The 25,706-nt window shown below is 62.3% G+C and carries 25 protein-coding genes; 11 read left to right on the top strand and 14 right to left on the bottom strand.

The window, feature by feature from the left end:
* Position 1: 1 nt before the first annotated feature.
* Positions 2-1,285, top strand: coding sequence for a Zn-dependent hydrolase (locus ACKLNA_RS02480; protein WP_192551977.1), 1,284 nt, complete (start codon positions 2-4; stop codon positions 1,283-1,285).
* Between the two features lie 71 nt (positions 1,286-1,356).
* Entirely contained in the window at positions 1,357-2,277 is a 921-nt protein-coding gene (locus ACKLNA_RS02485) for a DHH family protein (RefSeq protein WP_408985543.1), read from the top strand.
* A gap of 5 nt (positions 2,278-2,282) precedes the next feature.
* Here the strand turns inward: ACKLNA_RS02485 and ACKLNA_RS02490 are convergent, their stop codons facing one another.
* The 9 genes from ACKLNA_RS02490 to ACKLNA_RS02530 all read right to left on the bottom strand — a co-directional run bounded on the left by ACKLNA_RS02490 (position 2,283) and on the right by ACKLNA_RS02530 (position 11,742).
* A complete protein-coding gene (locus tag ACKLNA_RS02490) occupies positions 2,283-2,492 on the bottom strand; it encodes a hypothetical protein (RefSeq protein ID WP_305833814.1) in 210 nt (69 codons plus the stop codon).
* 150 nt (positions 2,493-2,642) lie between these two features.
* A complete protein-coding gene (locus ACKLNA_RS02495) occupies positions 2,643-4,031 on the bottom strand; it encodes an amidohydrolase family protein (protein WP_408984750.1) in 1,389 nt (462 codons plus the stop codon).
* Between the two features lie 12 nt (positions 4,032-4,043).
* Positions 4,044-5,399, bottom strand: a complete 1,356-nt coding sequence (locus ACKLNA_RS02500) for a nucleobase:cation symporter-2 family protein (RefSeq protein WP_248742058.1) — start codon at positions 5,397-5,399, stop codon at positions 4,044-4,046.
* Between the two features lie 91 nt (positions 5,400-5,490).
* Positions 5,491-6,540: a CobW family GTP-binding protein gene (locus ACKLNA_RS02505; protein ID WP_408984751.1), complete on the bottom strand. Its 1,050-nt coding sequence runs from the start codon at positions 6,538-6,540 to the stop codon at positions 5,491-5,493.
* Positions 6,537-7,160 (bottom strand): UbiX family flavin prenyltransferase, encoded by a 624-nt coding sequence (locus ACKLNA_RS02510; RefSeq protein ID WP_408985544.1) that lies wholly within the window; start codon positions 7,158-7,160, stop codon positions 6,537-6,539. Before ACKLNA_RS02510 ends, ACKLNA_RS02505 begins: the two co-directional genes overlap by 4 nt.
* A gap of 11 nt (positions 7,161-7,171) precedes the next feature.
* Complete coding sequence (locus ACKLNA_RS02515) at positions 7,172-8,557, bottom strand: UbiD family decarboxylase (RefSeq protein WP_408984752.1); 1,386 nt, start codon at positions 8,555-8,557, stop codon at positions 7,172-7,174.
* 123 nt (positions 8,558-8,680) lie between these two features.
* A complete protein-coding gene (locus tag ACKLNA_RS02520; RefSeq protein WP_007952854.1) occupies positions 8,681-9,586 on the bottom strand; it encodes an amidohydrolase family protein in 906 nt (301 codons plus the stop codon).
* A gap of 4 nt (positions 9,587-9,590) precedes the next feature.
* Complete coding sequence (locus ACKLNA_RS02525) at positions 9,591-10,520, bottom strand: amidohydrolase family protein (RefSeq protein ID WP_011334798.1); 930 nt, start codon at positions 10,518-10,520, stop codon at positions 9,591-9,593.
* A gap of 331 nt (positions 10,521-10,851) precedes the next feature.
* Complete coding sequence (locus tag ACKLNA_RS02530) at positions 10,852-11,742, bottom strand: LysR substrate-binding domain-containing protein (protein WP_408984753.1); 891 nt, start codon at positions 11,740-11,742, stop codon at positions 10,852-10,854.
* Positions 11,743-11,860: 118 nt separating this feature from the next.
* On the opposite strand from ACKLNA_RS02530, the gene ACKLNA_RS02535 reads away from it, so the two are divergent.
* From ACKLNA_RS02535 to ACKLNA_RS02560, 6 genes are all read left to right on the top strand, one after another.
* Positions 11,861-12,325 carry a (2Fe-2S)-binding protein gene (locus ACKLNA_RS02535; protein WP_408984754.1) on the top strand — a complete coding sequence of 155 codons (465 nt, stop codon included), beginning with the start codon at positions 11,861-11,863 and terminating at the stop codon, positions 12,323-12,325.
* The gene (locus ACKLNA_RS02540; RefSeq protein WP_408984755.1) at positions 12,325-14,529 is read left to right on the top strand and encodes a molybdopterin cofactor-binding domain-containing protein; all 2,205 of its coding nucleotides are present in this window, start codon (positions 12,325-12,327) and stop codon (positions 14,527-14,529) included. The genes ACKLNA_RS02535 and ACKLNA_RS02540 overlap by 1 nt, the downstream gene beginning before the upstream one ends.
* 6 nt (positions 14,530-14,535) lie before the next feature.
* Positions 14,536-15,426 (top strand): LysR family transcriptional regulator, encoded by an 891-nt coding sequence (locus ACKLNA_RS02545; RefSeq protein WP_085711502.1) that lies wholly within the window; start codon positions 14,536-14,538, stop codon positions 15,424-15,426.
* A 77-nt stretch (positions 15,427-15,503) separates the two neighbouring features.
* Positions 15,504-16,994, top strand: a complete 1,491-nt coding sequence (locus ACKLNA_RS02550) for a helix-turn-helix transcriptional regulator (protein ID WP_408984756.1) — start codon at positions 15,504-15,506, stop codon at positions 16,992-16,994.
* 180 nt (positions 16,995-17,174) lie between these two features.
* Complete coding sequence (locus tag ACKLNA_RS02555) at positions 17,175-17,417, top strand: DUF1652 domain-containing protein (RefSeq protein ID WP_408984757.1); 243 nt, start codon at positions 17,175-17,177, stop codon at positions 17,415-17,417.
* 900 nt (positions 17,418-18,317) lie between these two features.
* Positions 18,318-18,971 carry a trimeric intracellular cation channel family protein gene (locus tag ACKLNA_RS02560; RefSeq protein WP_408984758.1) on the top strand — a complete coding sequence of 218 codons (654 nt, stop codon included), beginning with the start codon at positions 18,318-18,320 and terminating at the stop codon, positions 18,969-18,971.
* 45 nt (positions 18,972-19,016) lie between these two features.
* Here ACKLNA_RS02560 and ACKLNA_RS02565 read toward each other — a convergent pair whose 3' ends face one another.
* The 5 genes from ACKLNA_RS02565 to ACKLNA_RS02585 all read right to left on the bottom strand — a co-directional run bounded on the left by ACKLNA_RS02565 (position 19,017) and on the right by ACKLNA_RS02585 (position 23,408).
* Positions 19,017-19,784: an SDR family oxidoreductase gene (locus tag ACKLNA_RS02565; protein ID WP_085687598.1), complete on the bottom strand. Its 768-nt coding sequence runs from the start codon at positions 19,782-19,784 to the stop codon at positions 19,017-19,019.
* A 38-nt stretch (positions 19,785-19,822) separates the two neighbouring features.
* Positions 19,823-20,890: a phosphotransferase family protein gene (locus ACKLNA_RS02570; RefSeq protein ID WP_408984759.1), complete on the bottom strand. Its 1,068-nt coding sequence runs from the start codon at positions 20,888-20,890 to the stop codon at positions 19,823-19,825.
* A 294-nt stretch (positions 20,891-21,184) separates the two neighbouring features.
* A complete protein-coding gene (locus ACKLNA_RS02575; protein ID WP_408984760.1) occupies positions 21,185-22,153 on the bottom strand; it encodes a 2-hydroxyacid dehydrogenase in 969 nt (322 codons plus the stop codon).
* 139 nt (positions 22,154-22,292) lie between these two features.
* On the bottom strand, positions 22,293-22,817 hold the full coding sequence (locus tag ACKLNA_RS02580) for a cysteine hydrolase family protein (protein ID WP_408984761.1): 525 nt from the start codon (positions 22,815-22,817) through the stop codon (positions 22,293-22,295).
* A 207-nt stretch (positions 22,818-23,024) separates the two neighbouring features.
* The gene (locus ACKLNA_RS02585; protein WP_192551964.1) at positions 23,025-23,408 is read right to left on the bottom strand and encodes a tautomerase family protein; all 384 of its coding nucleotides are present in this window, start codon (positions 23,406-23,408) and stop codon (positions 23,025-23,027) included.
* Positions 23,409-23,679: 271 nt separating this feature from the next.
* Here ACKLNA_RS02585 and ACKLNA_RS02590 point away from each other — a divergent pair, with 271 nt between their 5' ends.
* From ACKLNA_RS02590 to ACKLNA_RS02600, 3 genes are all read left to right on the top strand, one after another.
* Positions 23,680-23,874: a hypothetical protein gene (locus ACKLNA_RS02590; protein ID WP_408984762.1), complete on the top strand. Its 195-nt coding sequence runs from the start codon at positions 23,680-23,682 to the stop codon at positions 23,872-23,874.
* A gap of 51 nt (positions 23,875-23,925) precedes the next feature.
* Entirely contained in the window at positions 23,926-24,096 is a 171-nt protein-coding gene (locus ACKLNA_RS02595; protein ID WP_167748742.1) for a hypothetical protein, read from the top strand.
* Between the two features lie 255 nt (positions 24,097-24,351).
* Positions 24,352-25,632 carry an HAAAP family serine/threonine permease gene (locus ACKLNA_RS02600; RefSeq protein WP_085732019.1) on the top strand — a complete coding sequence of 427 codons (1,281 nt, stop codon included), beginning with the start codon at positions 24,352-24,354 and terminating at the stop codon, positions 25,630-25,632.
* Positions 25,633-25,706: the final 74 nt, after the last annotated feature.

The following is a 25,706-nucleotide window of genomic DNA, read 5'->3' on the forward strand; positions in this document are numbered from 1 at the left end:
CATGAACGCAGCCGTAGACGTTCTGCAATCGACCCATCAGCACATCAACCGCGACCGCTTGTGGGCGTCGCTCATGGAACTGGCCAAGCTCGGCGCCACGGTCAAGGGCGGGGTCTGCCGCCTAGCCCTGACCGACCTCGACCGCCAGGCCCGCGATATTTTCGTGCAGTGGTGCAAGGACGCCGGTTGCAGCGTCACGGTCGATGAGGTCGGCAACATCTTCGCCCGCCGCCCCGGGCGCAACCCGAACCTTCCGCCAGTGATGACCGGCAGTCACATCGACACCCAGCCCACCGGCGGCAAGTTCGACGGCTGCTTCGGCGTGCTGGCCGGGGTCGAGGTGCTGCGTACCCTCAACGACCTGGGGGTGGAAACCGAGGCGCCGCTGGAAGTGGTGGTCTGGACCAACGAAGAAGGCTCACGCTTCGCCCCGTGCATGATGGGCTCCGGCGTGTTCGCGGAAAAGTTCACCCTCGAAGAAACCCTGGCCAAGGTCGATGCCGACGGCGTAACGGTCGGCGAAGCGCTGAACGCCATCGGCTACGCCGGGCCGCGCAAGGTCAGCGGGCACAAGGTTGGCGCCTATTTCGAGGCGCACATCGAACAGGGGCCAATCCTGGAAGACGAACAGAAAACTATCGGCGTGGTACTCGGCGCACTGGGGCAGAAGTGGTTCGACCTGAAACTGCGCGGCGTCGAAGCCCACGCCGGCCCGACCCCGATGCACCTGCGCAAGGATGCGTTGGTGGGCGCCTCGGTGATCGTCGGCGCAGTCAACCGAGCCGCCCTCGGCCATCAACCCCACGCCTGCGGCACGGTCGGTTGCCTGCAGGCCTATCCGGGTTCGCGCAACGTCATTCCCGGTGAGGTGCGCATGACCCTCGACTTCCGGCATCTGGAACCGGCACGCCTCGACTCGATGATCGCGGAGGTCAAGCAAGTCATCGAAACCACCTGCGAAGAACACGGCCTGACCTACGAGCTGACCCCGACCGCCGACTTCCCGCCGCTGTACTTCGAAAAAGGCTGTGTCGAAGCGGTGCGTGGCGCCGCCAAAGGTCTGGGCCTGTCGCACATGGACATCGTCAGCGGCGCCGGCCACGACGCAATCTTCCTCGCCGAACTCGGCCCGGCCGGGATGATCTTCGTGCCGTGCGAGGGCGGCATCAGCCACAACGAAATCGAAAACGCCGCGCCGGACGATCTGGCGGCGGGCTGTGCGGTGTTGTTGCGGGCGATGCTGGCGGCTTCGGCAGCCGTGGCGGGAGGGCAGCGCGCCGCCTGACTTCAAACTGTCATCTGTACATGCGACGTTGCCGCCCCTGAAATGGAAGCCAGGGACGCGCAATGTCGCCCATCAAAGTCATCACCTCAGGCTCGGCATATCTGGACATCGACGCCTGGGCCTGCTGCATCGCCTACGCCGAACTGCTCAACCTGCAAGGCATTCCCGCCCGCGCTGTCAGCAGCGCAAAACCCAATGCCAGCGTTTCGAAAACCGTGCTGGGCTGGGGCGTCGATCTGGACGATTACCGCCCGACATCCAGCGACGAGTTTGTGCTGGTCGATGTCTCCGATTACCACCACTTCGACCCCATGGTCGCACTCGACCGGGTGGTGGAAGTCATCGACCATCATCCGGGGTTCGAAAACCACTGGGCGCAGAAGCTCGGACCTGCCGCCGATATCCGCCCGATCGGCGCGGCGGCGACTCAGGTTTTCCAACGCTGGAAAGCCGCAGGATTGCTATCGAGGATCAGCGAGCAAAGCGCCGCGCTGCTGGCCACGGCGATTCTCGACAACACGCTGAATTTCACCGGGCAGATGACCACGGCGGCGGACATCGAGGCCTACGCCGAGCTCGCGCCACACGGGAAACTCACGGCGGACTGGCCCGAGCGATACTTCCTTGAATGTCAGGCGGCCATCGAATCAGACATGTCTGCTGCATTGGCCGCCGATCTCAAACGCATGAAACCCGAGAGCCGGTTGCCCGGGGTTTTTGCGCAGATGACCGTGTGGGACGCCGATGCATTGATCGAGAAGTATCGCAGCGAGATTTGCCGCTGGATGGGCGGGCAGGGCGATGACTGGTTGCTGAACGTCATCAGCATCAGCCAGCGCAAAAGTTGTTTGCTGGCCGAACCCTTGGTCAGCCAGCAGAAGTTGAGTCGTTTGCTGCCGATGGAATGGCAGGCTGGATTGGCGGTTCTAAAGCCCTCGATCCTGCGCAAGGAGCTACTGAGCCTGGGGCTGTACGCAAACTCAGGCGGGTGAACTGATTACCCGGGATTGTCGGTTTTACTCGCCGCGCCTTTACGCCGTTCAACGCCATTCGGGTTGCCAACGTCCAGCAATCGTCTTTCCACCATTACATTTTCAAGCGCCTGACGCTCGGCCGGCGCCATCTGGTGCTCGCGCTTTTTCAGCTCCAGCAGGATGGGGCTGGACCAGGTGCGATAGGTCTGTTCGATGAGGCGGTTGGATGTCATCAGTCTCTCCTTGATCAAGAGCCCGGTGTAGCTGGCAGGGGCTCAATCCGATGAGGTACTAACGTTAGTCGACAAAACCGGAAGGCGCTAATGTCGCCGGTGGGAGCCGACGAGACGAATCGTCGCACCGCTGCTCCCACCGGAGATGCATCAATCATCGACCGTCATCATCGCCTGCACACCCTCCAACGCCTCGGCCCGCATCCGCTCGATATCCAGCCCCGGAATCACGCCGTCATCGACCACGATCCGCCCACCCACCAGGCTGTACTTCACGGCAATCGGTTCACCCGCGACGACCGGTGCGACGGCGCTGTCGTGGAAGCCGTAGAAGCGTGGATGGTCGAGGCTGTAGATCACCAGATCCGCTGCCTGGCCGACTTCCAGCGTGCCGACCGCGCCAAGCCCGAGCACTTGCGCGCCGCCGGCCGTGCCCCAGTGGATCACGTCTTCGGCGGTGGTGGCCGAGGCGCCCTGTTCGGCGCGGTGGATCAGCCACGCGGTGTTGGCTTCGCCGACCATGCTTCCGGATTCGTTGGAGGCCACACCGTCGACGCCGAGGGAGATCGGCACGCCCGCTTCGTACATCTGCGGAATCGGCGCGACGCCGCTGCCCAGCCGGGCGTTGCTCACCGGGCAGTGGGAGACGCCGGTGCCGGTCTGGGCGAGCATGCGGATTTCCCCCGGTTGCAGGTGCACGGCGTGGGCGAACCAGACGTCCGGTCCGAGCCATTCGTGTTCGGCGACAAACTCCACCGGCAGGCAGTTGTACTTGTCGCGGCAGAAATTCACGTAATTCTCGGTTTCCGACAGGTGCGTATGCAGGCGCAATCCCATGCCTCGGGCGGTGTGCGCCAGTTCACGCAGCAGCGTTGGCGGCAGCGAGAAGGTTGGCGTGGTCGGTGCCACGACCACCCGCCGCAGCGCGTCCGGGGTGTCCTGGTGGTAGCGCGATTTCAGCCGTTCGAGATCGCCGACCATTTGTTCCAGGGATTCCGGTTGCAGCGCGGTTTTCGAGAAGCCCGGATGCGCGCTTGCCGACTCCAGCGCACCGCCACGGCAGAGCGCGAAACGCAGGCCGAATTCCTCGGCAAGGTCGAACAGCAGGTCGCCGATCTCGGTGCTGCCGTGGGCGTGGTAGAGGTAGTGGTGATCGGCGCAAGTGGTGACGCCGGACAGCAGCAGTTCAACCATCCCCAGCCGCGCGGCGATCTTTGCCAGTTGCGGGGTGAAGCGGTTCAGGCGCGGGTAGGGCACGCTGGCCAGCCAGCCTTGCAGATCCTGATTCAAGCCCTCGGGCACGGCTTTGAGCAGGTTCTGGAACAGGTGATGGTGGGTGTTGATCCAGCCCGGATAGACCACCGAGTTACGGGCGTCGATCACTCGTTCACCGGGCTGTGGCTCAAGGTTGGCGGCCATTTCGGCGATGCGGCCGTTGACCACGCGGATGTCCACGGCGCCGGCCCTGGCCCGGGGGCCGCGCAGGCCGGTCATCACCGCCACGGGATTTTTGATCAGGATATTTTGAAGTCGAGTCATGGGCAGCTCCAGTCAGAGGATGTGCGAGGCGGATTTGCCGGGTGTGGTTTCTGGCACGCTGACGCCGTTGAGCGCCGCGTTGAGCAGCACCGACACCAGGCAGGCGATGACCACGCTGCTGTGCAGGAACGGCTGTGACCACTCGGGCAGTTGTTTGAACAGGGTCGGGGCGAGCACCGGCACCAGGGCGGCGGCGATGGTGAAACCGACGATCAGCACGTTGTAGCGGTTGCGCTCGTAGTCGACCTTGGCCAGGGTCTGGATGCCGGCAGCCGCGACCACGCCGAACATGGCGATGCCGGCACCGCCCAGTGCAGCGGTCGGCATCGAGGCGATGATCGCCCCGGCCTTCGGTACCAAGGCAATCGAGCACATCAGCAGACCGCTGATCGCCACCACCCAGCGGCTGCGCACGCCGGTCAGGATCACCAGCCCGACGTTTTCCATGAAGGCAATGAACGGGAAGGCGGCGAACATCCCGGCGATGGTGCTGGCCAGGCCATTGGCGCGCAGGCCGTTGATCACCTGCTTGTCGTCCACCGGTTTGTCGACGATGTCGCCGATGGCCACGAACAGCCCCATGGACTCGACCATCTGCACGATCATCACCACCACCATGGTGGCGATGGGGATCAGGCTGAAAGTCGGCAGGCCGAAATAGAACGGGTAGGGCACGGTCAGCCACGGCGCGTCCTCGACGCTATGAAAGTTGCCCATGCCCAGACCGTAAGCCAGACCGGCGCCCACCAGCATCCCCACCAGCACCGCCATGTTGCGCAGCAACGGGCTGCCATAACGGTTGACCAGCAGAATCGTCAGCAACACCAGCACGGCCACGGCAAGAAACGCCGGGGCGCCGAAGTTGCTCGCGTTGCGCCCGCCACCGACCCATTCATAGGCAATCGGAAACAGCTGCAGACCGATCACCGTGACGATGCAACCGGTCACCACCGGCGGAAAGAATCGTCGCAACCGGCCCACGAACGGCGCCATCAGCAGGGTGAAAATCCCCGCGCCGATCACCGCCCCGCAGACCCCGGCGAAACCCACCTCCGGGTTGCTGCCGATGGCGATCACCGGTCCGACACTGCTGAACGCTACACCTTGCAGGATCGGCAGGCGCACGCCGAACTTCCAGAAACCGACGGTCTGCAGCAGGGTGGCGATACCGGAGCAGAACAGCGTGGTGCTGATCAGCACCACCGTGTCGGCGTGGGACATCTTCAAGGCACTGGCGACAATCAACGGCACGGCGATGGCGCCGATGTACGAGACGGCCATGTGTTGCAGGCCGAGAGTGAGCATCTGTCGCACCGGCAGGACGCGGTCGACGGGGTGGACGGTGGAGGAGGAACTGGCTGACGACATGGGGAATCACCTCTAGCTGTTGTTATTCGGTACAGAGGGGTATTCGTTCTGTGTGCCCGGAACCGCCATCCACCGGCTCCGATGCCGGGTTTCAGCCGGCCAGGCAGGCGGCGAAGCCCTTGTTCAGCGCCGCCCGATCCAGGTCGCGGCCGATGAACACGATCTTGCTCGAGCGCGGCTCGCTGCCCCATGCGGTCGAGGCGCGGAACTCCACCAGGCTGTGCACGCCTTGCAGCACGTAGCGCTGGTCTTCGTTGGCCACCGCCAGCACGCCTTTCATGCGGTACAGGTTGTCGGCCTGAGCACTGCGCAGTTCGGTGATCCAGCGGTGGAACGCCATCAGGTCGACGGCGCCGTCCACGGCAATGCCCACCGAGGACACGCTCGGGTCGTGGTCGTGATCGGGCTCTTCAGCGTGATGGGCATGGTCGTGGTGATCGTGGTCGTGCTGATCCGCGCCGATTTCCATCAGCTTCTGCGTGCATTCGAAGGCGCCGATGCCGAGGATTTTCGACAGGTCGATCTGCGCATGGGTCGAGGTCACCAGATCCGCTGTGGCGTTCAATCCACGGATCTTGCCACGCAGGGTTTCCACTTCTTCATCGCTGACCAGATCGACCTTGTTGATGACGATGCGGTCGGCGCAGACGATCTGATCCACCGCCTGATTGTCGACGCCGTCCAATTGCAGGTCTTCCAGGTGCTGGGCGATGTGCTTGGCATCGACCATGGTCACGATGGCGTCGAGTTCGACTTCCTCGGCAATCGGGTCGTTGATGAAGAAGCTCTGGGCCACCGGGTACGGGTCGGCCAGGCCGCTGGTTTCGATCAGGATGTGGTCGAGCCGCACCGGGCGCGCCACCAGTTCACGGACGATGCGCACCAGATCCTCGCGGACTTCGGCGGTGCAGCAGACGCAGCCATTGACCATTTCGTAGATTTCTTCGGTCTCGGAGCTGAGCACCAGATCGCCGTCGATGCCGACCTCGCCGAACTCGTTTTCGATCACCGCGATCTTGCGGCCGTGGTTCTCCTTGAGGATGTAATTGAGCAGGGTGGTTTTGCCGGCACCGAGGAACCCGGTGAGGATGGTGACCGGGATTTTGGTGTTCGGGGTCGGGGCGTTGAAGGGGGTGTTCATGTGAGGCTCCTTGGTATTGATAGACCGGTGCACGATGAAGGGGAATGAGGCTGGCTTTGTCTGGAGGCCGGGGTTTCACCCCAGCGCAGGGCGGTGCCGGTATCGAGGCCGAACAGGTCGAGGACGCGGCCGAGGCTGTGGTCGACCATTTGCGCCAGGCTTTCGGGGCGGGCGTAGAAGGCCGGCACCGGCGGGGCGATGATGCCGCCCATCTCGGTGACGGCGGTCATGTTGCGCAGGTGGGCGAGGGTCAGCGGGGTTTCGCGGGCCATCAGCACCAGGGTGCGGCGCTCCTTGAGGGTGACGTCGGCGGCGCGGCCGATCAGCCCCGATGACGTGCCGGTGGCGATCTCCGCCAGCGTCCTCATTGAACACGGCGCGACCACCATGCCCAGGCAACGGAACGAACCGCTGGCGATCCCGGCGGCGACGTCATCGGCGCGGTGGTAATGGCTGGCGAGAGCGGTGACGTCCGCCAGTTTGTAGTCGGTTTCGTGGGCCATGGTCAGCAGCGCGGCGCGGCTGATGATCAGGTGGCTTTCGATGTTCAGCTCGGCCAGCAACTCCAGCAGGCGCACGCCGTAGATGAACCCGGACGCGCCGCTGATGCCGACCACCATCCGCTGGCGGTTCACGATGGCAGACCTTCAAGCAGTTGCCGCGCGCGTTCGAGCACGTCCTGATCGAGCTGCGCCTTGATCCCGTCGAACCCCGAGCCGCGCGTGGCATCCAGGCCCATGCGCGAGGTGGTGCCATTGACCGAGGACGACGGGTCGAGCGGACTGCCGGGCAAACCGTCGATGGTGAAAATGTCGAGGTGCGGCTGGAAGTGCGTGGCCAGCGCCCACAGCACCTGGCTGTCGTCGGTGAGGTCGATATCGCTGTCCACCGCGATCACGGTTTTCAGGTACGGGTCCCAGCCGAGCAGGGCCAGCATGATCTGCCGGGCTTCGCCGTCGCGGCTCTGGTCCAGCGCCACGTAGCAATGAAAATGCGTGCCGGAGTTCGGGTAATGCACGGCGGTGACGGCGGGGAAACGTGCCTTGAGCTTTTCGCTCATTTCCGCCTCGCGGGGCAGCCGCGCCAGGGTCAAGTGTTCGGCGTAGCGCCCGCCCATCACGTCCACCAGCCACGCGTCCTTGCGCCGTAACAGAGTGTCGACGCGCAGCACGTTGTTGGTCGAGCGATCCGAGGAATAACCGCTGAATTCGCCGAACGGACCTTCTTCGGCATAGGCCGCCGGGTCTATCGCGCCTTCGAGCACGAATTCGGCGTAAGCCGGCACGCCGATGCCATAGCGCGGGGTCTTGACCAGTTCCAGCGGCGCACCGAACAGCCCGCCGGCCACTGCGCGTTCATCGCTGCCGTAGGGCAGGCGTGCAGCGGCGGCGAGCATGAACAGCGGATGCGCGCCGACCACCATGGCCACGCGCAGTTCTTCGCCGCGTTCGCGGGCGGTCTGCAACATCCGCCACAGGTGCCCGCGTGAATGCAGGCTGGTGGCCAGGGCCTGACGCGCATGACGCATCGAGCGGTGGTAGCTCATGTTGGCGATGCCGGTCTGCGGGTCTTCGGCGATGATGATCGCGTTGGTGATGTAGGGGCCGCGATCACTGTCGAAATGCTTGAGCATCGGCAGCAGCGCCAGGTCTAGCGCTTCGCCTTCGAACACCTCGTCGAGCACCGGGCCGGTTTCGACGTAGCGCGGCGCGATTGGCTGGTTGGCGCGGGTCTGGAAGGTTTCGTGCAACTGCGCGGCGCTGACGCCGAACAGTCGGGCAATACGCCGGCGGGAGGCGAACAGATTGCTCGCCACCGGCACGCCGAGGTTGCCGACGTGTTCGCAGATCAACAGCGGATCGCGGCCCTGAGTGGCGAGGGCATCGACCAGGGCGGTGACGTCCTGATCGGCAGAAAGGGGTTGGGTGATGGTCAGCACATCGTCCGGGTACTGACGGCGATAGGCGTCAATGAATACGTGAAAATCCTGAGAGTCGCCGAGCGTCGAACGGGTCATGGTTTCACCTCGTAAAAAGCAGGCGCGCAGGGGGGAGGGTGGCGTTCGATCGACAAGCCGTTGGCCTGCCGGTCGAGCGAACGCCGGGTCATCTTCGCGCCTGTAAAGTCGCTGTGTACGGGTTTAGAGGTAGGTCGTGGTCAGACGAATGTCCGCCTCGGCCAGATCCTTGGGCGGCGGGGTCGGTTCGATCCCGCACAACCGGGCGATGTTGTTGCCCAGGTAATCCTCAAGGTGGTCCTCGTCGATCCCCAGACCCTGCGGCGCCGGCGAGCACAACACTTCCAGTTCGCGCAGCCACATGCCCGGTTCGTTCGGCGGCGAGTCGGTGCCGAACACGATCTTGTTGCGCGGCAGTTCCTTGGCGAACTCGACGATCCGCGACTGGAAGCACCAGCCGGATTCGCAGTATACGTTCGGCGTGTCCATCGCCATCCAGAACGCCTCGAACGAGTAGTTGCCGCCGGTCTGGATGCCAAAGTGACCGATGATGAAATTGACCATCGGGAACTCGCGGATGATCGGATAGAACATTGTCGGAATGGTGTACGGCCCATCGCCGGTGTGGATCAACACCACGATGTTGTACTTGGCGCAGACTTTCATCGCCGGGCGCAGCCAGTCAAGTGCGCGATCCGGGCGATAGCCATGCATGTTGGCGTGCAGCTTGAGCATCTTGAAGCCGTATTCCTTGATGTGGAATTCCAGCTCTGCCGCGCCGTTTTCCGGTCCCCAGCGCGGGTTGAAGTTGAAGTTGCCGATGAAGCGGTCCGGGTACTTCACGCACAGTTCGGCGACGTAGGACATGTAGTCGCGCACGCCCTCGCGGCCACGGCGGTTGCCGTCGCGATAACCGGTGTTGCCCGGTGGCGGCTGGATGAAACCCATGTCGATCCGGCGCGGCTTGCCGTTGATCATGTACGGGCCGTCCATCAGCTTGAGCATGCGCTCGCCGGTGAACGGTTCGCCGGTGTGGCGCCAGGCCTCGTCGACCAGGTTGGTGGGGTGCAGATGGGTGTCGATGATCATCGGTTCAACTCCTGGCCAGTTGAGTGGTAACGGGGCGCTTGAGTTGCGCCTCTGCTTCGGAAACGGAACGCGGCGGCGGGGACGGCTGAAGGCCGATCATCCGTGCGGTGTTGTTGCCCAGGTAGTCTTCGAGGGTGTCCTCGTCGAGGTTCAGGCCCTGCGGCGGCTCGTGGCACAGCACTTCGAGCAGGCGCAGCCACATGCCCGGTTCGTTCGGCGGTGTGTCGGTGCCGAACAGGATCTTGTGGGTCGGCAGCACCTTGGCGAATTCGACGATCCGCGATTGCAGGCACCAGCCGGACTCGCAGTAGACGTTGGGCAGCTCCATCGCCCATTGCATCGGTTCAAACACGTAGACGCCGCCGGTCTGCACACCGAAGTGGGCCATGATGAAATCGACGTTGGGGAATTCCTTGATCATCGGCACCCATTCCGACGGGATGCTGTAGGGCCCGTCGCCGGTGTGCAGCTTGACCGGAATGCCCAGCTCGGCGCATTTCTCGAAGGCCGGGCGCACCCAGTCCAGCGCACGGTCAGGCCGATAGGCGTGCATGTTGGCCTGCATCTGCACCATCTTGAAACCGTGCTCTTTCACGTAACGCTCGATTGCCTCGACGCCGTTTTCCACGCCGCAGCGCGGGTTGTAGACGAAGCAGCCGATGAAACGGTCCGGGTAGGTCTGGACCATTTTCAGGGTGTAGGCCATGTAGGCGTCGATGGATTCGCGGCCCGACAGTTCGCCGTCGGTCCAGGTGTAAATGGTGTTGCCCTGCGGCGGCTGGATGAAGGCTTTGTCGATGCGGCGAGGCTTGCCGTTGACCATGTACGGGCCATCCATCATCTCCAGCAGACGCTCGCCGGTGAACGGGTCACCGTCATGCCTCCAGGCGAGGTCCACCAGATCGGTGGGATAGCAGCTGATATCGATGATCATTGAAGTCGATCTCCTGATAGCGGGGAAGGGAGCCTTGCGGCTCACAGCATCCACGTCCCGGGCAATCGGCCGTTTCTATGCGCAGCACTCGCGCATTCCCTCGCCTGTTCGCATCCGGCCCGGGTGGGTGGTTGCTTGAGGCGAGTATTGGAAGGCGGGGGAGGGTTCGTACAATATTAATTGGGCGGGGTGGTGATACTTGTTCGATATGGTTTTGGTTTTTGTGGTGATAGTGATGGCCTCATCGCGAGCAAGCTCGCTCCCACAATTTGACCGCATTCACCCCGTTGGAATGCCGCCACCCGTGGGAGCGAGCTTGCTCGCGAAGGCGTCAGAATTGTGTATGCAAAGCCAGCTGTTTGATCGCATCAACCACCGGCGCCACGCGCTCGGCCTGCCCCTGCGGCCACACCGCGTAAAGATTGTAATGCGCCGCAATCTGCGCCTCGTTCAACGCCACCAGCCGCCCGCTGCGCAACGCATCGGCAGCCAATAACCCACGTACCAGCCCGGCGCCAACGCCAGCCTCCGCAGCCGCAATCAAATTCGCCGCATTATCGAAAACCACCCGCGCCCGGGGTTCGGTCGGTGTCATCCCGGCCGCATCCAGCCACGGAATCCACGACCTGCGCGTGTACCCCAGCAGCGGCAACTCAAGAATCTGCGCCGGGCTCAGCGGCAGCTGCAAACCATGCCGCTCCAGCAATGCCGGAGACGCCACCGCCATCACCCGATCCCCGCAGATCTGCGTCATCTCGCAATCATCCCAATCGCCGTAGCCATAGCGCAGCGACAGGTCCACCCGTTCGAACGTGCTGCGATCACTGCGCGGCATCGACAGGATCGTCACTTCGTAATCCGGCAAACCGTCGAGCAACTGCGGCAGGCGCGGATTGAGCCAGCTCTGGGCCAGTTCGCTGTCGACGTCGAGGGTCAGGCGCTGGGCCACGCTGCGGTTTTTCACCGAGGACAACGCCCGGTCAATCTGCGCCAGCCCGTCCGACAGCACGCTGGCAAACAACTGCCCGGCGTCGGTCAGGTTACTGCCGCCGCCTTCGCGCACGAACAGCGGCTGGCCGATGAAGTCTTCCAGGGCGCGGATCTGCTGGCTGATCGCGCTGTGGGTCAGGTCGAGCTTGCGCGCGGCGCTGGAAAAACTGCCGCTGCGCGCCGCGTGGATGAACGCGCTCATGGACTGCACCGACGGGTATCGCTTGTACATGTTGTTAGTCCTGCTTACACCGGTTGGCAGAAATCGTCGCTGGCCGCGCGTTGCCGGGGGTTCCAATAATCGGTCACCAGGCCCGCACAAAGACGGGCCGCTCTTTTGGAGCCTGACAATGATTGCATTCACGGTTAACGGCGAACGACGCGAGCTGGATGAAGCGTCCCCCTCCATGCCCTTGTTATGGGTGTTGCGTGATCAATTGAAACTCACCGGCACCAAATTCGGCTGCGGCATGGGCCTGTGCGGTGCCTGCACCGTGCACCTGAACGGGGTCGCGGTGCGTTCCTGCCAGTTGCCGCTGGCCGCCGTCGCGGGCCACAGCATCACCACCATCGAGGGCCTGTCGCCCAGCGAAAACCATCCGCTGCAACTGGCCTGGGTCGCCGAAGATGTGCCGCAATGCGGCTACTGTCAATCCGGGCAGATCATGTCGGCGGCCGCGCTGCTCAACACCGGCGCACCGATCAACGACGACTCGATCCGCAACGCCATGTCCGGGAATATCTGCCGCTGCGGCACTTACGGGCGGATCAACAAGGCGATCAAACGTGCGGCGAACGCGCCGAAGGAGGCGTGATGAGCCTCGTCGAAAATGCCGGTTTTGAACGGTCGCGTCGGGTGTTTCTAAAGCAGACGGTGACGGTGGCGTCCGGCCTGGCAATTGCGCTGTATCTGCCAACCGGTGCGGCGGCTGAGCCGAAAACCTCGGCTACCGAATTCGAACCCAACGCCTGGGTGCGCGTGCTGCCCGACGGCACGGTGAAACTGGTGGTGCACAAGCACGATTCCGGCACCGGAACCCAGACCGCGCTGGCCGCGTGCGTGGCCGAGGAACTGGACGTGAACCCGATGACGGTGCAGGTCATCACCCCGGAAGATCCGTTCTTCGAAACCTACATTCATCCGGTCTGGAAAGTCTTCTCCACCGGCGGCAGCACCAGCGTGTCGCTGGAATACGATCGCCTGCGCATGGCCGGTGCCACGGCGCGGGCGCTGCTGATCGGAGCGGCGGCGCAGCAGTGGAAAGTCAGCCCCGACAACTGCTCCACCGAAGAAGGCCGGGTCGTGCATGCCTCGAGCAAACGCAGCCTCGGTTACGGCGAACTGGCCGGCGCGGCGGCGCATTTGCCGGCACCGGCCAACGTCACGCTGAAGGATCCGGCGCAGTTCAAATACATCGGCAAGTTGCGCCACAAACGCGATGCGGCGGCCAAGGTGTGCGGGCGCTTCAAATACAGCATCGACGTGCAGTTGCTGGGGATGCTGGTGGCAGTGATCCAGCGCGCGCCGGTGGTGGGCGCCAAGGTTGTCGCAGTGGATTCGGCAGCCGCGTTGCAGGTGCCGGGCGTGCGCAAGGTGATCGCGGTTCCAGGCCGGCCGGACGTGCTCGGCGGTAACCTCGAAGGCGTCGCGGTGCTCGCCGAAACCTTCTGGGCCGCTCAGCAGGGACGCAAGTTGCTGGAGATCAAATGGAGCGACTCGCCGCTGGCCAACTTCGACAGCGCCGAGCTGAGCAAAGCGCAGATTGCAGCAATCAGTGATCCCACGACGCAAACCGTCAAAGCCATGGCCCAAGGCGATGTCGCCGGACAATGGCCGGGCGCGGCGAAGCGGCTCGAAGCCGATTACACCATGCCCTACAAGGTGCAAAACCCGCTGGAACCGATCTGCATCACCGCGCAGGTCAAGGACAAGGCGATCACTTATTGGGGCGGCGTGCAGGTGCCGTCGTCGGCGCTGGAAGCGGCGCAGACCGTGTGCGGCATCGGCAAGGACAAGGTCACCATCCATGAGTTGGTATCTGGCGGCAGCTTCGGTGCGCGGGAAGCCAAATACTGGTTGTTTGAAGTCGCGTATCTGGCGCAGCAGACCGGCGTGCCGGTGAAACTGCTCAACAGCCGCGAAGATGAAATGCACGCTCTGTTCAATCATCCGGCCACGCTTCATCGGGTGAAAGGCGCACTGGATGCCCAGGGCAAACTCACCGCGCTGCAACTGCATGCCGTGTCGCCGGCCTCGCCGGAACAGTGGGAACCGGGCTATTTCGAGCGTCCGGATCACATGGATTACAGCACCACCGAAGCGATCACCGCGTGGGACTTCGCCTACCGTCCGCCGCACCTGGAACTGAACTGGGTCAGGCACGAAAGTAACGTGCCCAGCGGCTGGTATCGCTCGGTCAGCTTCATTCCCAACGTGTTTGCCGTGGAAAGCTTCATGGATGAACTGGCCCATGCGGCCGGTGAAGATCCGCTGGCGTTCCGGCTGGCCAACATGCAGGAGCGGCCACGGCATGTCGCGGTGCTGAAGCAGGCGGCCGAACGCGCTGGCTGGGGCCAGAAACTGCCGCCGGACACGGCGCTGGGGATCGCCACCAATCAGGGTTACACCAGTTTCATCACCGTGGTGGCGCGGGTTGCGAAGGTAGACGGCAAGGCGCGGGTCGAAAAGCTGACCTGTGTGGTCGACTGCGGATTGGCAGTTTCGCCGGGCGGTGTCGAAGAGCAGATATATGGCGGGCTGATGTGGGGCCTCGGCCATGCGCTGTTCGACCGTCTCGACATCCAGCAGGGCAGGGTGGTGCAGAGCAATTTCCACGACTATCGCGTTACGCGCATGTCCGACATGCCGCCCGTGGACATCCTCGTGCTCGATGGCCAGCCGGACAAACCGGGCGGTGTCGGAGAGCTGGGCAGCCCGTCGGTGGTCCCGGCGATTGCCAATGCGCTGTTCAGCCTGACCGGGGTGCGTCAGCGTTCCACGCCACTGAATCTGGGGTAAGCCGCCATGGATCTGCGATTGCTGCGGTACTTCATGGCCCTGGCCGATGAGCTGCACTTCGGCCGCGCCGCCGAACGCTTGCACATCTGCCAGCCGCCGCTGAGCCAGCAGATTCGCTTGCTGGAAGAAGAACTCGGCACGCCGCTGTTCGAGCGCAGCCATCACCGTGTCGAGCTGACGGCGGCGGGGCAGATGCTCAAGGAGCAGGCGCCGCTGGTGTTCGAACAACTCGAACGGGCGCTGGACCTGACTCGCCAGACCGGGCGCGGGCAACTGGGCGAGCTGGAAATCGGCATGATCAGTTCGGTGATGGTCGGCGTGCTGCCCAAGGCGCTGCACCTGTTTCGCGAGCGCTACCCGCAGGTGACCTGGCGCTTGCATGAGATGACCCCGGCGGCCCAGGTCAAGGCGCTGAAGGAGAAACGCATCGACGCCTGCGTGTTCCGCGTCGGTTATGACGACCCGCAATTGCGCAATGAATTGCTGATCCATGAGCCGATCCATGTGGTGATGCCAGCGGATCATCCGCTGGCTCGTCGCGAGGTGCTGGCGCCCGCCGATCTTGCGCAGGAGCCGTTTGTGGCGCTGGAATTGAAGCAGTCGCGCTTCGCCAATTTTCTCTATCAGTGCTGCATTCAGGCCGGGTTCACCCCGCAGATCCGCCAGCAGGTGATCGAGGTGCAGACTTTGCTCAGTCTGGTGCGTGCCGGGTTCGGCGTGGCGCTGTTGCCCGCGTCGATCGAGCAACTGGCGCCCGCCGGGCTGGTGTTCCGGCGCCTGACCCCGGCGCTGCCGCAGGTGCCGCTGTACGCGACGTATCGGGCCGACGATGCTTCGCCGGTGCTCAAGCTGTTTCTCGATACGCTGCGGGAACTGGTGGATCATTCATCGCGCTGACCAAGGGCAAAATTGCCCGGCACGATCACAACGGCCTGCGGTCGTAATCTTCACATGCGCGTACTTGTGGAGAGCCAATGAGCCGGGACGTCCTGACCACCGAAACCAATCGCCGCCAGTTGCAACAGATCATCGCCGGTCTGTCCGACGGGGTGATTCTGCTGGAACTCGACCAGACCATCCTCTGGGCCAACGAAGCCGCGCTGGCGATGCATGGCGTCAGTCGCATCGGCGAGTTGGGCAACAATGCCGGGGAGTATGCCGAGCGCTTCAACCTGCGTTATCGCAACAACCACACGCTGACGCCGGAGCAGTACCCGATCAGTCGCGTGGCGGCGGGGGAAGCCTTCAGCGATGTGCTGGTGGAAGTCACCCCGCACAGCGATGAAGAACGCACCTGGGTGCACAGCGTGCGCAGCATGGTGCTGACCGATCGTGACGGCGAGACCGAATCGCTGGTGCTGATCATGAGCGACGTCACCGATTGGGCCAACGCCGAGCAGCGCTTCGAAAAGACCTTCAATGCCAACCCGGCGCCGGCAGTGATCTGTCGCCTCAGTGATCTGCGTTACATCAAGGTCAATCCGGGGTTCCTGGAGATGACCGGCTACACCCGCGATCAAGTGATCGGCGCTTCCACTTATGAGCTGGATATTCTCGAACAGGCCGAGCGCAAGGAGCTGGCCATCCAGCGCCTGCGCGATGTCGCGACCATTCCGCAGATGCAGGCTGAATTGCGTCTGCCGGACGTTGGCAGCAAGCAGGTGATCGTCGCCGGCCAGCCGCTGGTGCTCAACGACGAAGACTGCATGCTGTTTTCCTTCGTCGACATGGAGCTGCGGCACAAGGCCGAAGTCGCCCTGCGTCAGAGTGAGGAACGGTTTGCCAAAGCCTTTCGCCTGACGCCGGTGCCGATCCTGATCTGCAGCGCCGACGAGCAGCGGCTGATCGACGTCAATCAGGCTTTTCTCGATACGTTGGCTTACAAGAGCGACGACGTGCTCGGCAAGACCGTCGCGCAATTGGACTTCATCGATGAACCGGCGGAACGCGCCCGGTTGCTGGCGGCGCTGGAGAAGACCGGTCGGGTTGACCGTGTCGATATGCGGATCCGCAAGAAAGACGCCGAGCTGCTGGAGTGCGCGGTTTCCGCCGATACCGTCAACATTCAGGACAGCGTTTGCTACCTGCTGGTGCTGATGGACATCACCGAGCGTAAGCGCACCGAGCTTGAGCTGGTGGCGGCGATTGAAGAGGTGATGAAGGATGCCTCGTGGTTCAGCCGTACGCTGATCGAAAAACTGGCCAACGTGAAGAAGGTCAATTCGCCGCAATTGCCGAGTGTGTCGTTCACCGATCTCACGGCTCGCGAGCGCGACGTGCTGGGGCTGATCTGTGAGGGACTGGCAGACAAGGAGATTGCGGCGCGATTGAAACTGGCGCCGAACACCGTGCGCAATCATGTGGCGACGGTGTATTCCAAGCTGGATGTGCACAGTCGCAGCGAGGCGATTGTCTGGGCTCGTGAGCGCGGGTTGTTTTCGGGCAGCAGCCGGGGGCAGCGGTAAGGTGCAAATGCACTAGTTCATGGGGTGCAAATTCGGGTGTTTGATCGGGCGGGCTGTTCTTAGTCTGGTGAGGTGCGGTGCGGTTTTCTCCCGTGATCGTGTCCCTTTTGAACCTGCTAATGGATCAGCCCCTATGAATGTGTTGTTTGTTGTCGAGTCTCGTAGTGCGGAGCTGGCGCGATGATTTATCTGGCGCAGTTGCGGGCGCAGCTTGAGCGCAGTTTTTCGCCGTTGGCTTGTGAGTGTGTGGTGGATGGGGATCATTCGCTTACGGTGAAGCTGTATGAGCCGGTTTCGGGGCGGGTGGATCTGGTGATCAGTGGGTTGAGTCTGGATGCCTTGCGTACGCCGGAAGCGGTGGATGCCTTGATTGATGAATTGCGGTATGAGCTTCAGAGTAATTCTTTGCGGTCGCCGGGGTGAACTTGGCGGCCTCTGGGCCGACCAGGTTCATGGTTTTTTGGGTGAATATCCGTTTCTTCGGGTGTTGCGGCTGGCGGTTTCGCCCTTACGGCGAGTCCCTTTTGGCAAACGCCCCAAAAGGAACCAAAAGGTCTGTGCCCTGACGTTCGGCACCTCGCTTTGGCTCGGTGTTCCTTCGCTCCGGGATTGATCCGGGGGGCATCGCCTACGGTTTGCTTCGCTGCACCTCCTCTCGATGTGTTTGGCTTCGCCAAACGGTCGCTGCGCTCCCACCCCCGGATCAATCCCTCCACTCAGCCTGCCGACGGGCCCTGCGATCAAAAGCGGTACTTGAGCTAACGCTCATCGTTTTGAGTGGTGAAGAGCGCGAAGCCGACTTGTGTGCTCTTCAAAACCTGAGTTCAACTCGGTATTTCACGTCGGCGTAATTCTCCCAAACAACTCCGTCGGCCCCCTCTCCCTCCGGGAGAGGGCTGGGGTGAGGGCCGGCTCTTGAGGCTATCCTCGATTTGTCAGAATCCACGATCCAATCAACAACTCCGCCCAAAATCGACAGCCATTTCCCCCCAATCCCACCATTCCACTGGCACTCACCCCCCACTGGTCTATAAGGAATGAGTGGTTCGGTTTCCATAACCGGGTATTTGCACGCTCGGCGACGGGAGTTTTTCTTCCTTTTATCGCGGGTCATCCTATGAACAATCCTGGGAAACGCGTGTGTTTTTCGTTGTTGTCGGCTTTCGGTCTGGTGCTGCTCAGTGGCTGTGCCAGTCCTCCACCCCCTCCGCCGGCAGCGCCGCCTCCGCCACCTGAACGCACCTGTCAGGTGATGGAAAATACCGAGGTCGCCGGTGATATGTATGCCGACGGGCAGGTAACCCGACACATCACCAAGACGCGTTGCGTCACTCAATAACGCACGCGCCGTCGAAGGCGCGGGTCGAGTGGATTGTGCTGGTGGCCGATCTGGTCGGCACCGCCGTGTTTGCCGTTGAAGGTGCCATTGCGGCGATGCACGCTCAACTCGATCTGCTGGGCGTGATGGTGATTGCGTTCATTGTTGCGCTCGGCGGCGGGGTGACGCGTGATCTGTTGATCGGCGCTACGCCGCCCAAGGCTGTGGCGGACTGGCGTTATCCGGCGCTGGCGTTTGCCATGGGCGGGGTGGCGTTTGTTTTTCATGAGCTGGTGCTGGGCTGGTCCGGTTCGACGCTGATCGTGCTGGACGCAGCGGGGTTGGCGCTGTTTGCCGTGGCCGGGGCGCAGAAGGCGTTGAATTTCGGCATTTCGCCGTTTGTGGCCATGCTGATGGGCACGATTACCGGGGTCGGTGGCGGGGTGCTGCGGGACATTGTGCTGGCGCGGGTGCCGGTGGTGTTGCAGGCGGATTTGTATGCCAGTTCGGCGTTTGTCGGCGCGGCGGTATTGATCGTCGGGCGTAGGCTGGGCGTTTCGCCGGTGGCGGCTGCGTTGCTGGCGGGTGCGGCGTGTTTGTTGTTGCGCTTGCTGTCGGTGCATTTCGGCTGGCAGTTGCCGAAGGTTCTGGAGGCATGAAAAAGGCAGCCCTTGGGCTGCCTTTTCGTTTGCGTCAGCGGCGGGTCAGGACAGGAAACCGCCGTCCACGTTCAGCGACACGCCGGTGGTGTAGCTCGAGGCATCGCTCGCCAGGTACAACACGGCGCCGGCCATTTCGCTCGGGTCGGCTACGCGCTTGAGCGGGATCTGCGTCAGGGCCTGTTTCAGGATCGCGTCGTTCTTCACCAGGGCCGAGGCGAATTTGGTGTCGGTCAGGCCCGGCAGCAGGGCGTTGCAGCGGATGCCGAACTGCGCGCATTCCTTGGCGAAGACTTTGGTCATGTTGATCACGGCAGCCTTGGTCACCGAGTAGATGCCCTGGAAGATTCCCGGCGAAATGCCGTTGATCGAGGCCACGTTGATGATGCTGCCGCCACCGTTTTCGCGCATCAGCTTGCCGGCTTCCACCGACATGAAGAAGTAGCCGCGGATGTTCACGTCGACGGTTTTCTGGAAGGCGCCGAGGTCAGTGTCCAGCACGTTGCAGAATTGCGGGTTGGTCGCGGCGTTGTTGACCAGGATGTCCAGACGACCGAACTGTTCCTTGATCCCGGCGAAGACCTGGCTGATCTGTTCCATTTCGCCGATGTGGCAGGCGACGGCGGTGGCCTTGCCGCCGGCGGCGATGATGGCGTCGGCCACGTGTTGGCAGCCTTCGAGTTTACGGCTCGAAACGATGACGTGGGCGCCTTGCTGGGCCAGCAGTTTGGCGATGGCTTCACCGATGCCACGGCTGGCGCCGGAGACGAAAGCGATCTTGCCGTCGAGGTCGAACAACTGAGTCTTGGACATGGGATTCCCTTGTAGTGAGCCTTGTTATAACGCCGTCATCAGAGGCTGGATTTGGTAATGACCTGCAGGCTCATGTGCTCCAGCAGTTTGTTCATGTGAATGAACTGCGCGAAGCGTTTGTCCTGGGTCTGGCCATGGAAGAAGCGGTAGTAGATCTGCTGCACGATGCCGGCCAGGCGGAACAGGCCGTAGGTGTAGTAGAAGTCGAAATTGTCGATCTGGATGCCCGAGCGCTCGGCGTAGTAGTCGACGAATTCTCGGCGGGTCAGCATGCCCGGGGCGTGGCTTGGCTGGCGGCGCATCAGTTGCACCGGGGCCGGGTCGTCGGCCTGGATCCAGTAGGCGAGGGTGTTGCCCAGGTCCATCAATGGATCGCCGAGGGTGGTCAGTTCCCAGTCGAGCACGCCGATGATCTGCATCGGGTTGCTCGGGTCGAGGATGACATTGTCGAAGCGGTAGTCGTTGTGCACGATGCTGGAGATCGGGTGGTCGGCCGGCATCTTGTCGTTGAGCCATGCTTTGACCTTTTCCCAGTGCGGTGCATCCGGGGTCAGGGCTTTTTCGTAGCGTTCGCTCCAGCCTTTGATCTGGCGGGCGACGTAGCCTTCCGGTTTGCCCAGATCGCCGAGGCCGCAGGCGTTGTAATCGACCCGGTGCAGTTCGACGAAACGGTCGATGAAACTCTTGCACAGGGCTTCGGTTTTCGCTGCGTCCAGGCCCAGTTCCGGCGGCAGGTCCGAGCGCAGGATGATTCCCTTGACCCGTTCCATCACGTAGAACTCGGCGCCGATCACCGAATCGTCGGTGCAATGCACGTAGGCTTTCGGGCAATACGGGAAGCCGTCGCGCAACTGGTTGAGGATGCGGAATTCGCGGCCCATGTCGTGGGCGGACTTGGCCTTGTGGCCGAACGGCGGACGGCGCAGGACGAATTCCTGGTCCGGGTATTCCAGCAGGTAGGTCAGGTTCGACGCGCCGCCGGGAAACTGGCTGATCTGCGGCGTGCCGCTCAGGCCCGGAATGTGCGCCTTGAGGTACGGATCGATCAGGCTGGCATCGAGTTCTTCGCCAGAGCGGATACGGGTGGACTGGTCAGTAAGCGCCATGCTTATCCCTTCTGCTTATTTTGGAGGCCAGACATCATTGGCTAATCTAATGGCGCGCTCGGGTCGTCACAAGCGCGGTTCGGTCTTATAGGTTAGCGTGTTGGACGATAATCACCTTTGGGAATGTGCGCGGCGGGATGCCGTTGAGCGCTGCCAACAGCATGCTGATGCGCAACCGGGCAGCGATCATCGAGACAGGGATTCGCTCTGACAGGAAGGGGGGAGAAGGCCGCTGAGCGCGTTGTTTTCGGCTAGCAACGAGTCGCGGCGCTTGTTTACGTTGCTCGGCTTACTTTAGTGCACGCGCTGGTTGTTCTGCTTCGGCGGCAGTGTCAGCGGCGTCAGCACCGGTTCTCCGGAAAAGAACGCCACCAGGTTTTTCCCCACCAGTTCCACGGTGCCCTGGGTGGCTTCTGGTGACAGCCCGGCGACGTGCGGGGTGAGAATTACGTTGCTCAGGGTTTTCAGTGCGTCCGGAACCCGTGGTTCGTGGTCGAACACGTCGAGTGCGGCGCCGGCAATTCGCCGTTGCTCAAGTGCCGTGATCAGGTCCGCCGTGGCGATCACGCTGGCGCGGGCGATATTGACGATGAAGCTTTTGGGGCCCAGCGCATCCAGCACGGGACGGGTCACCAGATGCTGGCTGCCGATGCCTCCGGGCGTCGCCACCACCAGAAAATCCGAGGCCCGCGCCAGCTCGGTCGGGGTCGAGCAGAAGGTGTAGGGCACGTCGTTGCGCACCTGGCGGTTGTGGTAGCTGATCTCCATGTCGAAACCCAGATTCGCCCGTTTGGCGATGGCCATGCCCACTGCGCCAAGGCCGAGAATCCCCAGCCGTTTGCCCGCCAGGGACGGGCGCATGATCTTCGGCCATTCGCCACGGCGCACCGCGGCATCGCAGCGTGGAATGTCGCGTACCAGCGCCAGCAGCAACGCCATGGCATGGTCGGCCACCGACGAGGCGTTGACGCCGGCACCGTTGGTCACGGTCAGGCCCCGGTTGCTGGCGGCTTGCAGGTCTACCTGTTCGTAGCCGGCGCCGATCACGCAGATGATTTTCAGCGCGGGCAATGCGGCGATTTCTTCGGCGTACAGCCCCAGCGGACCACGGGTCAGCACCGCGTCGATACGAGCGCCATGAGTGGCAATGGCCTGGGCGCGTTCGGCGGGCGTCGGGGCAAGAATCAGGTGAAAGCCCTGTCGTTCAAGGATGGGCAGATAGTCATTGATGGTTTCAACCAGTACCAGAACGGTGGCGGGCATTGCTCGGCTCCTGTGATCGTCGGCGGGTCGGTCGCGAAAGTCGTGTCAGAGTGCTGATTGCAGAGCGGTTTGGCAATGGCCGACATTGCCCCGCACCAGCCAGTGTAGGAGCTGATACGGGGAGTGCGCGGGTGCTTCGTCAGAAGGCGATGTCGGTAGTGTTGATCAACCGCACGAACGCCGCGCCGAGGGTTGCGTTGTGGTGCTCGATGATCGCCCGGGCCGGCAGGGCGGGGGTGTCCATGCAAGTGTGGGCATCGGCAACCAGCAGTGGCTTGAAGCCCAGCTCGGCAGCGGCGCGGCAGGTGCTGTCGATGCAGAACTGGGTTTTCATGCCGACGATGTACAGGTCTTCGATTTTCGCGGCGTTGAGTTGCCGGGCCAGGTCGGTGCCGTGGAAGGCGTTGGGGCGGGATTTGTCGAAGAGGGTGGCGTTTGCGCTTTCCAGCTCAAGCGCTGGCAGTAGTTGCCAGAACGCACTGCCGGCGGCAATCGGCGAGCCGGCCGGGCCAGTGTGGCGAACGGCAAAAATCGGCACCTGGCGGAGGCGTGCCTGAGCGATCAAGTGCTGGATGTTGACGAGCATGCGTTCGCCGTCGTGGGGTTTTTCCTGACCCTGGAACAGGCCGACCTGCATATCGATGATCAACAGTGCTGCGGACATGGTGTTTCTCCTTGGGTACCAAACGTGCCGCACGGACGGGAGAAACAACAAGGCCCCGTCCATAGCTGGCGGGGCCTCGGGTTTGCTGCGCTGGTTTTACCTCAGGCGCAAACACCACGACCCGCCGGTGGCGGTCGTGGTGGTACGGGTGAGGTGCAGCGCGCGAAGGTTCATGGGGCCGATCATGCTGGCGGCGTCAACAGGCTGTCAACTGGCGTATTGAGCAATGCCGTTGCCGAACGACCAGTTTTCTTTTTTCACCTCGACCAGATTGATGAACACATCTTCCAGACGGATCGACAGGTGCGTGTTCAGGTTCCGGGCGATGGTCTGGTACAGCGCCTTTTTCTGCTCCAGCGTCCGGCCCTCATTGAGGGTGATCTGGATGATCACCAACTGGTCGCTGCGCTGGATCCCCAGGTATTGCGGATCGAAGACGAAATGCTCGCCGTCGTGCTCGGCCAGGATCTGGAAGTTGTCGTGTTCCGGGACATTGATCGTGCTGCGCATGGCGGCGTAGATCTGCTCGCCGACGCGTTTGGCGAAGGTCGGGTCGGGGCGTTTTTTGAGTTCGACGCGGACGAGGGGCATGGGAGGGCTCCATGGGGAAGGGGACTGGAAAGGGCTGCCAGTCAGGTCGCCATTGGGTATAGCTGAAAAATGTCGTTGGATGAGGGTGTTTAAAGTCGTTTGGTCGTGTAGTTGCCGTCCTGCGAAAGTTACGGAAGCTGCCTACGGGGAATGATGGATTTATCCGCTATTCGGCAGATGAGAAACGCGAAATCATGCAGGCAAGACGGGATGCGCTCTTCAGGATGGGGCAGCAACCTGAATGGGGATTGCCATTAGCCAGGGAAGGCGAATGCTCAAGAACGATCGGGAAAATCTGGAACTCGAAAGGCTGGAGAATGAATCACGAAAACTCGTGGCTGAAAGACAAAAGCTGCTGGCGGACGAAAAAAAGCTGAGGTGGGAGGCGAACTTGTACCCAGTCGCGATATTGGGTGGGGTGGTGACCGCATTCACTGCAGTAGCAGGATTTTTTTTCAGATTTTAAGTGTTCACTTTTCAAGACAGTCAGGCCCAGGAGACCCAAAGGAGGATCAACATGAGTACATATGACCGCAAGGCCAGAATGGAACGCTCAGAGCGAGAGCACGATGAGTGGGTCGAAAGAATGCGCATCAAACACAAAGGTGAAATGCTTCCGATGTTGGGGTTATTTGGCTTCGGTATCTTCTGCATGTCACTCGGCTTCATATTGGCCCGATCGATCTGACCAGATTTAGCAGGGCGGCATTCTGTGTCGGAACATGCCATAAAACGACATTTTACGTATCTGGCTACGACAGAGTTTTTCCCGAAAACGACAATCCTCCAATCTGCTCCGCACAACCATTCCTCAGCTAAGTCTTTGCTTCCGCTCATTTATCGCGGAGAATCGCGCCCCTGTTTCGGCCGGAGCATGTCTGTCGGTTTTTTCCGACGCGTCCTGACCGAGTGGCAAGTGACCGGAATGCGGAGATCCGACCGGATGAATGATCAGGCCAATAGCGTCGAACAACGCTTTGAAACGGCAGCACCAGCCCAATTGTCGAGCTGGAATCGCCATGACACTACCTGGATGTTGGGACTGTTCGGGACGGCCATCGGCGCCGGTACCCTGTTTTTGCCGATCAACGCAGGTCTGGGTGGCTTCTGGCCGCTGGTGATCCTTGCGCTGCTGGCATTCCCCATGACTTTCTTCGCACACCGCGGTCTGACCCGCTTCGTGCTCTCCGGTCGCGAAGGCGCCGACATCACCGAGGTGGTGGAGCAGCATTTCGGCATCAAGGCCGGTGCGCTGATCACCCTGCTGTACTTCTTCGCGATCTTCCCGATCCTGCTGATCTACAGCGTTGGCCTGACCAACACCGTCGCCAGCTTCCTCGAACACCAGCTGCACATCACGCCGCCACCGCGCGCGTTGCTGTCGTTCGTGCTGATCCTCGGCCTGCTGGCTGTTGTTCGTTGCGGCGAGCAGGTGATCGTCAAGGCCATGAGCCTGATGGTGTATCCGTTCATCGTTGCGCTGCTGTTCCTCGCCGTGTACCTGATTCCGCACTGGAACGGCGGCATCCTGAGCACCGCTTCGCAGGTGCCGGCGCCGTCGGCGTTGCTGCACACGCTGTGGCTGGCGATTCCGGTGATGGTGTTCTCGTTCAATCACTCGCCGATCATCTCGGCGTTTGCGGTGGACCAGAAGCGTCGTTACGGCGTTCACGCCGACGAGCGCAGTTCGCAGATCCTGTCCCGTGCCCACCTGCTGATGGTGGTGATGGTGCTGTTCTTCGTCTTCAGCTGCGTACTGACCCTGTCGCCGGAACAGCTGGCTGAAGCCAAGGCGCAAAACCTGTCGATCCTGTCGTACCTGGCCAACCACTTCAGCAACCCGACCATCGCGTTCGCTGCGCCGTTGATTGCGTTCGTGGCCATCTCCAAGTCGTTCCTCGGTCACTACATCGGCGCCAGCGAAGGCCTCAAAGGCCTGATCGTGAAAAGCGGCAAGCGCCCGGGCGCCAAGGCGCTGGATCGCATCGTTGCGGCGTTCATGCTGGTGGTGTGCTGGATCGTGGCAACCCTGAACCCGAGCATCCTCGGCATGATCGAAACCATCGGTGGCCCGGTCATCGCGGCGATCCTGTTCCTGATGCCGATGTATGCGATCCGCAAAGTGCCGGCCATGGCGCGCTATCGCGGCCAGGCGTCGAACGTGTTTGTTACCGCCGTAGGCCTGGTGGCCATTTCGGCGTTGATCTACTCGCTGGCCGCCTGATTCCAGGCCAGCAGCTCCAGACGGGGGCGAGCCATTCGCCCCCGCTTTTGCAAGACCCTCTCAGTGCCTGATCC

Origin of the sequence: Pseudomonas sp. UV AK001 (assembly GCF_046097675.1) — a bacterium.
Lineage (GTDB): Bacteria > Pseudomonadota > Gammaproteobacteria > Pseudomonadales > Pseudomonadaceae > Aquipseudomonas > Aquipseudomonas kribbensis.

What these genes read in the sequence shown, in the direction of transcription:
- ACKLNA_RS02525 (WP_011334798.1), bottom strand. Translation starts at nt 10,520, where the DNA reads ATGATCATCGATATCAGCTGCTATCCCACCGATCTGGTGGACCTCGCC.
- ACKLNA_RS02490 (WP_305833814.1), bottom strand. Translation starts at nt 2,492, where the DNA reads ATGACATCCAACCGCCTCATCGAACAGACCTATCGCACCTGGTCCAGC.
- ACKLNA_RS02515 (WP_408984752.1), bottom strand. Translation starts at nt 8,557, where the DNA reads ATGACCCGTTCGACGCTCGGCGACTCTCAGGATTTTCACGTATTCATT.
- ACKLNA_RS02600 (WP_085732019.1), top strand. Translation starts at nt 24,352, where the DNA reads ATGAATGATCAGGCCAATAGCGTCGAACAACGCTTTGAAACGGCAGCA.
- ACKLNA_RS02580 (WP_408984761.1), bottom strand. Translation starts at nt 22,817, where the DNA reads ATGTCCGCAGCACTGTTGATCATCGATATGCAGGTCGGCCTGTTCCAG.
- ACKLNA_RS02575 (WP_408984760.1), bottom strand. Translation starts at nt 22,153, where the DNA reads ATGCCCGCCACCGTTCTGGTACTGGTTGAAACCATCAATGACTATCTG.
- ACKLNA_RS02555 (WP_408984757.1), top strand. Translation starts at nt 17,175, where the DNA reads ATGATTTATCTGGCGCAGTTGCGGGCGCAGCTTGAGCGCAGTTTTTCG.
- ACKLNA_RS02565 (WP_085687598.1), bottom strand. Translation starts at nt 19,784, where the DNA reads ATGTCCAAGACTCAGTTGTTCGACCTCGACGGCAAGATCGCTTTCGTC.
- ACKLNA_RS02550 (WP_408984756.1), top strand. Translation starts at nt 15,504, where the DNA reads ATGAGCCGGGACGTCCTGACCACCGAAACCAATCGCCGCCAGTTGCAA.
- ACKLNA_RS02510 (WP_408985544.1), bottom strand. Translation starts at nt 7,160, where the DNA reads ATGGTGGTCGGCATCAGCGGCGCGTCCGGGTTCATCTACGGCGTGCGC.
- ACKLNA_RS02535 (WP_408984754.1), top strand. Translation starts at nt 11,861, where the DNA reads ATGATTGCATTCACGGTTAACGGCGAACGACGCGAGCTGGATGAAGCG.
- ACKLNA_RS02540 (WP_408984755.1), top strand. Translation starts at nt 12,325, where the DNA reads ATGAGCCTCGTCGAAAATGCCGGTTTTGAACGGTCGCGTCGGGTGTTT.
- ACKLNA_RS02570 (WP_408984759.1), bottom strand. Translation starts at nt 20,890, where the DNA reads ATGGCGCTTACTGACCAGTCCACCCGTATCCGCTCTGGCGAAGAACTC.
- ACKLNA_RS02595 (WP_167748742.1), top strand. Translation starts at nt 23,926, where the DNA reads ATGAGTACATATGACCGCAAGGCCAGAATGGAACGCTCAGAGCGAGAG.
- ACKLNA_RS02495 (WP_408984750.1), bottom strand. Translation starts at nt 4,031, where the DNA reads ATGACTCGACTTCAAAATATCCTGATCAAAAATCCCGTGGCGGTGATG.
- ACKLNA_RS02585 (WP_192551964.1), bottom strand. Translation starts at nt 23,408, where the DNA reads ATGCCCCTCGTCCGCGTCGAACTCAAAAAACGCCCCGACCCGACCTTC.
- ACKLNA_RS02545 (WP_085711502.1), top strand. Translation starts at nt 14,536, where the DNA reads ATGGATCTGCGATTGCTGCGGTACTTCATGGCCCTGGCCGATGAGCTG.
- ACKLNA_RS02480 (WP_192551977.1), top strand. Translation starts at nt 2, where the DNA reads ATGAACGCAGCCGTAGACGTTCTGCAATCGACCCATCAGCACATCAAC.
- ACKLNA_RS02520 (WP_007952854.1), bottom strand. Translation starts at nt 9,586, where the DNA reads ATGATCATCGACACCCATCTGCACCCCACCAACCTGGTCGACGAGGCC.
- ACKLNA_RS02500 (WP_248742058.1), bottom strand. Translation starts at nt 5,399, where the DNA reads ATGTCGTCAGCCAGTTCCTCCTCCACCGTCCACCCCGTCGACCGCGTC.
- ACKLNA_RS02590 (WP_408984762.1), top strand. Translation starts at nt 23,680, where the DNA reads ATGCTCAAGAACGATCGGGAAAATCTGGAACTCGAAAGGCTGGAGAAT.
- ACKLNA_RS02505 (WP_408984751.1), bottom strand. Translation starts at nt 6,540, where the DNA reads ATGAACACCCCCTTCAACGCCCCGACCCCGAACACCAAAATCCCGGTC.
- ACKLNA_RS02530 (WP_408984753.1), bottom strand. Translation starts at nt 11,742, where the DNA reads ATGTACAAGCGATACCCGTCGGTGCAGTCCATGAGCGCGTTCATCCAC.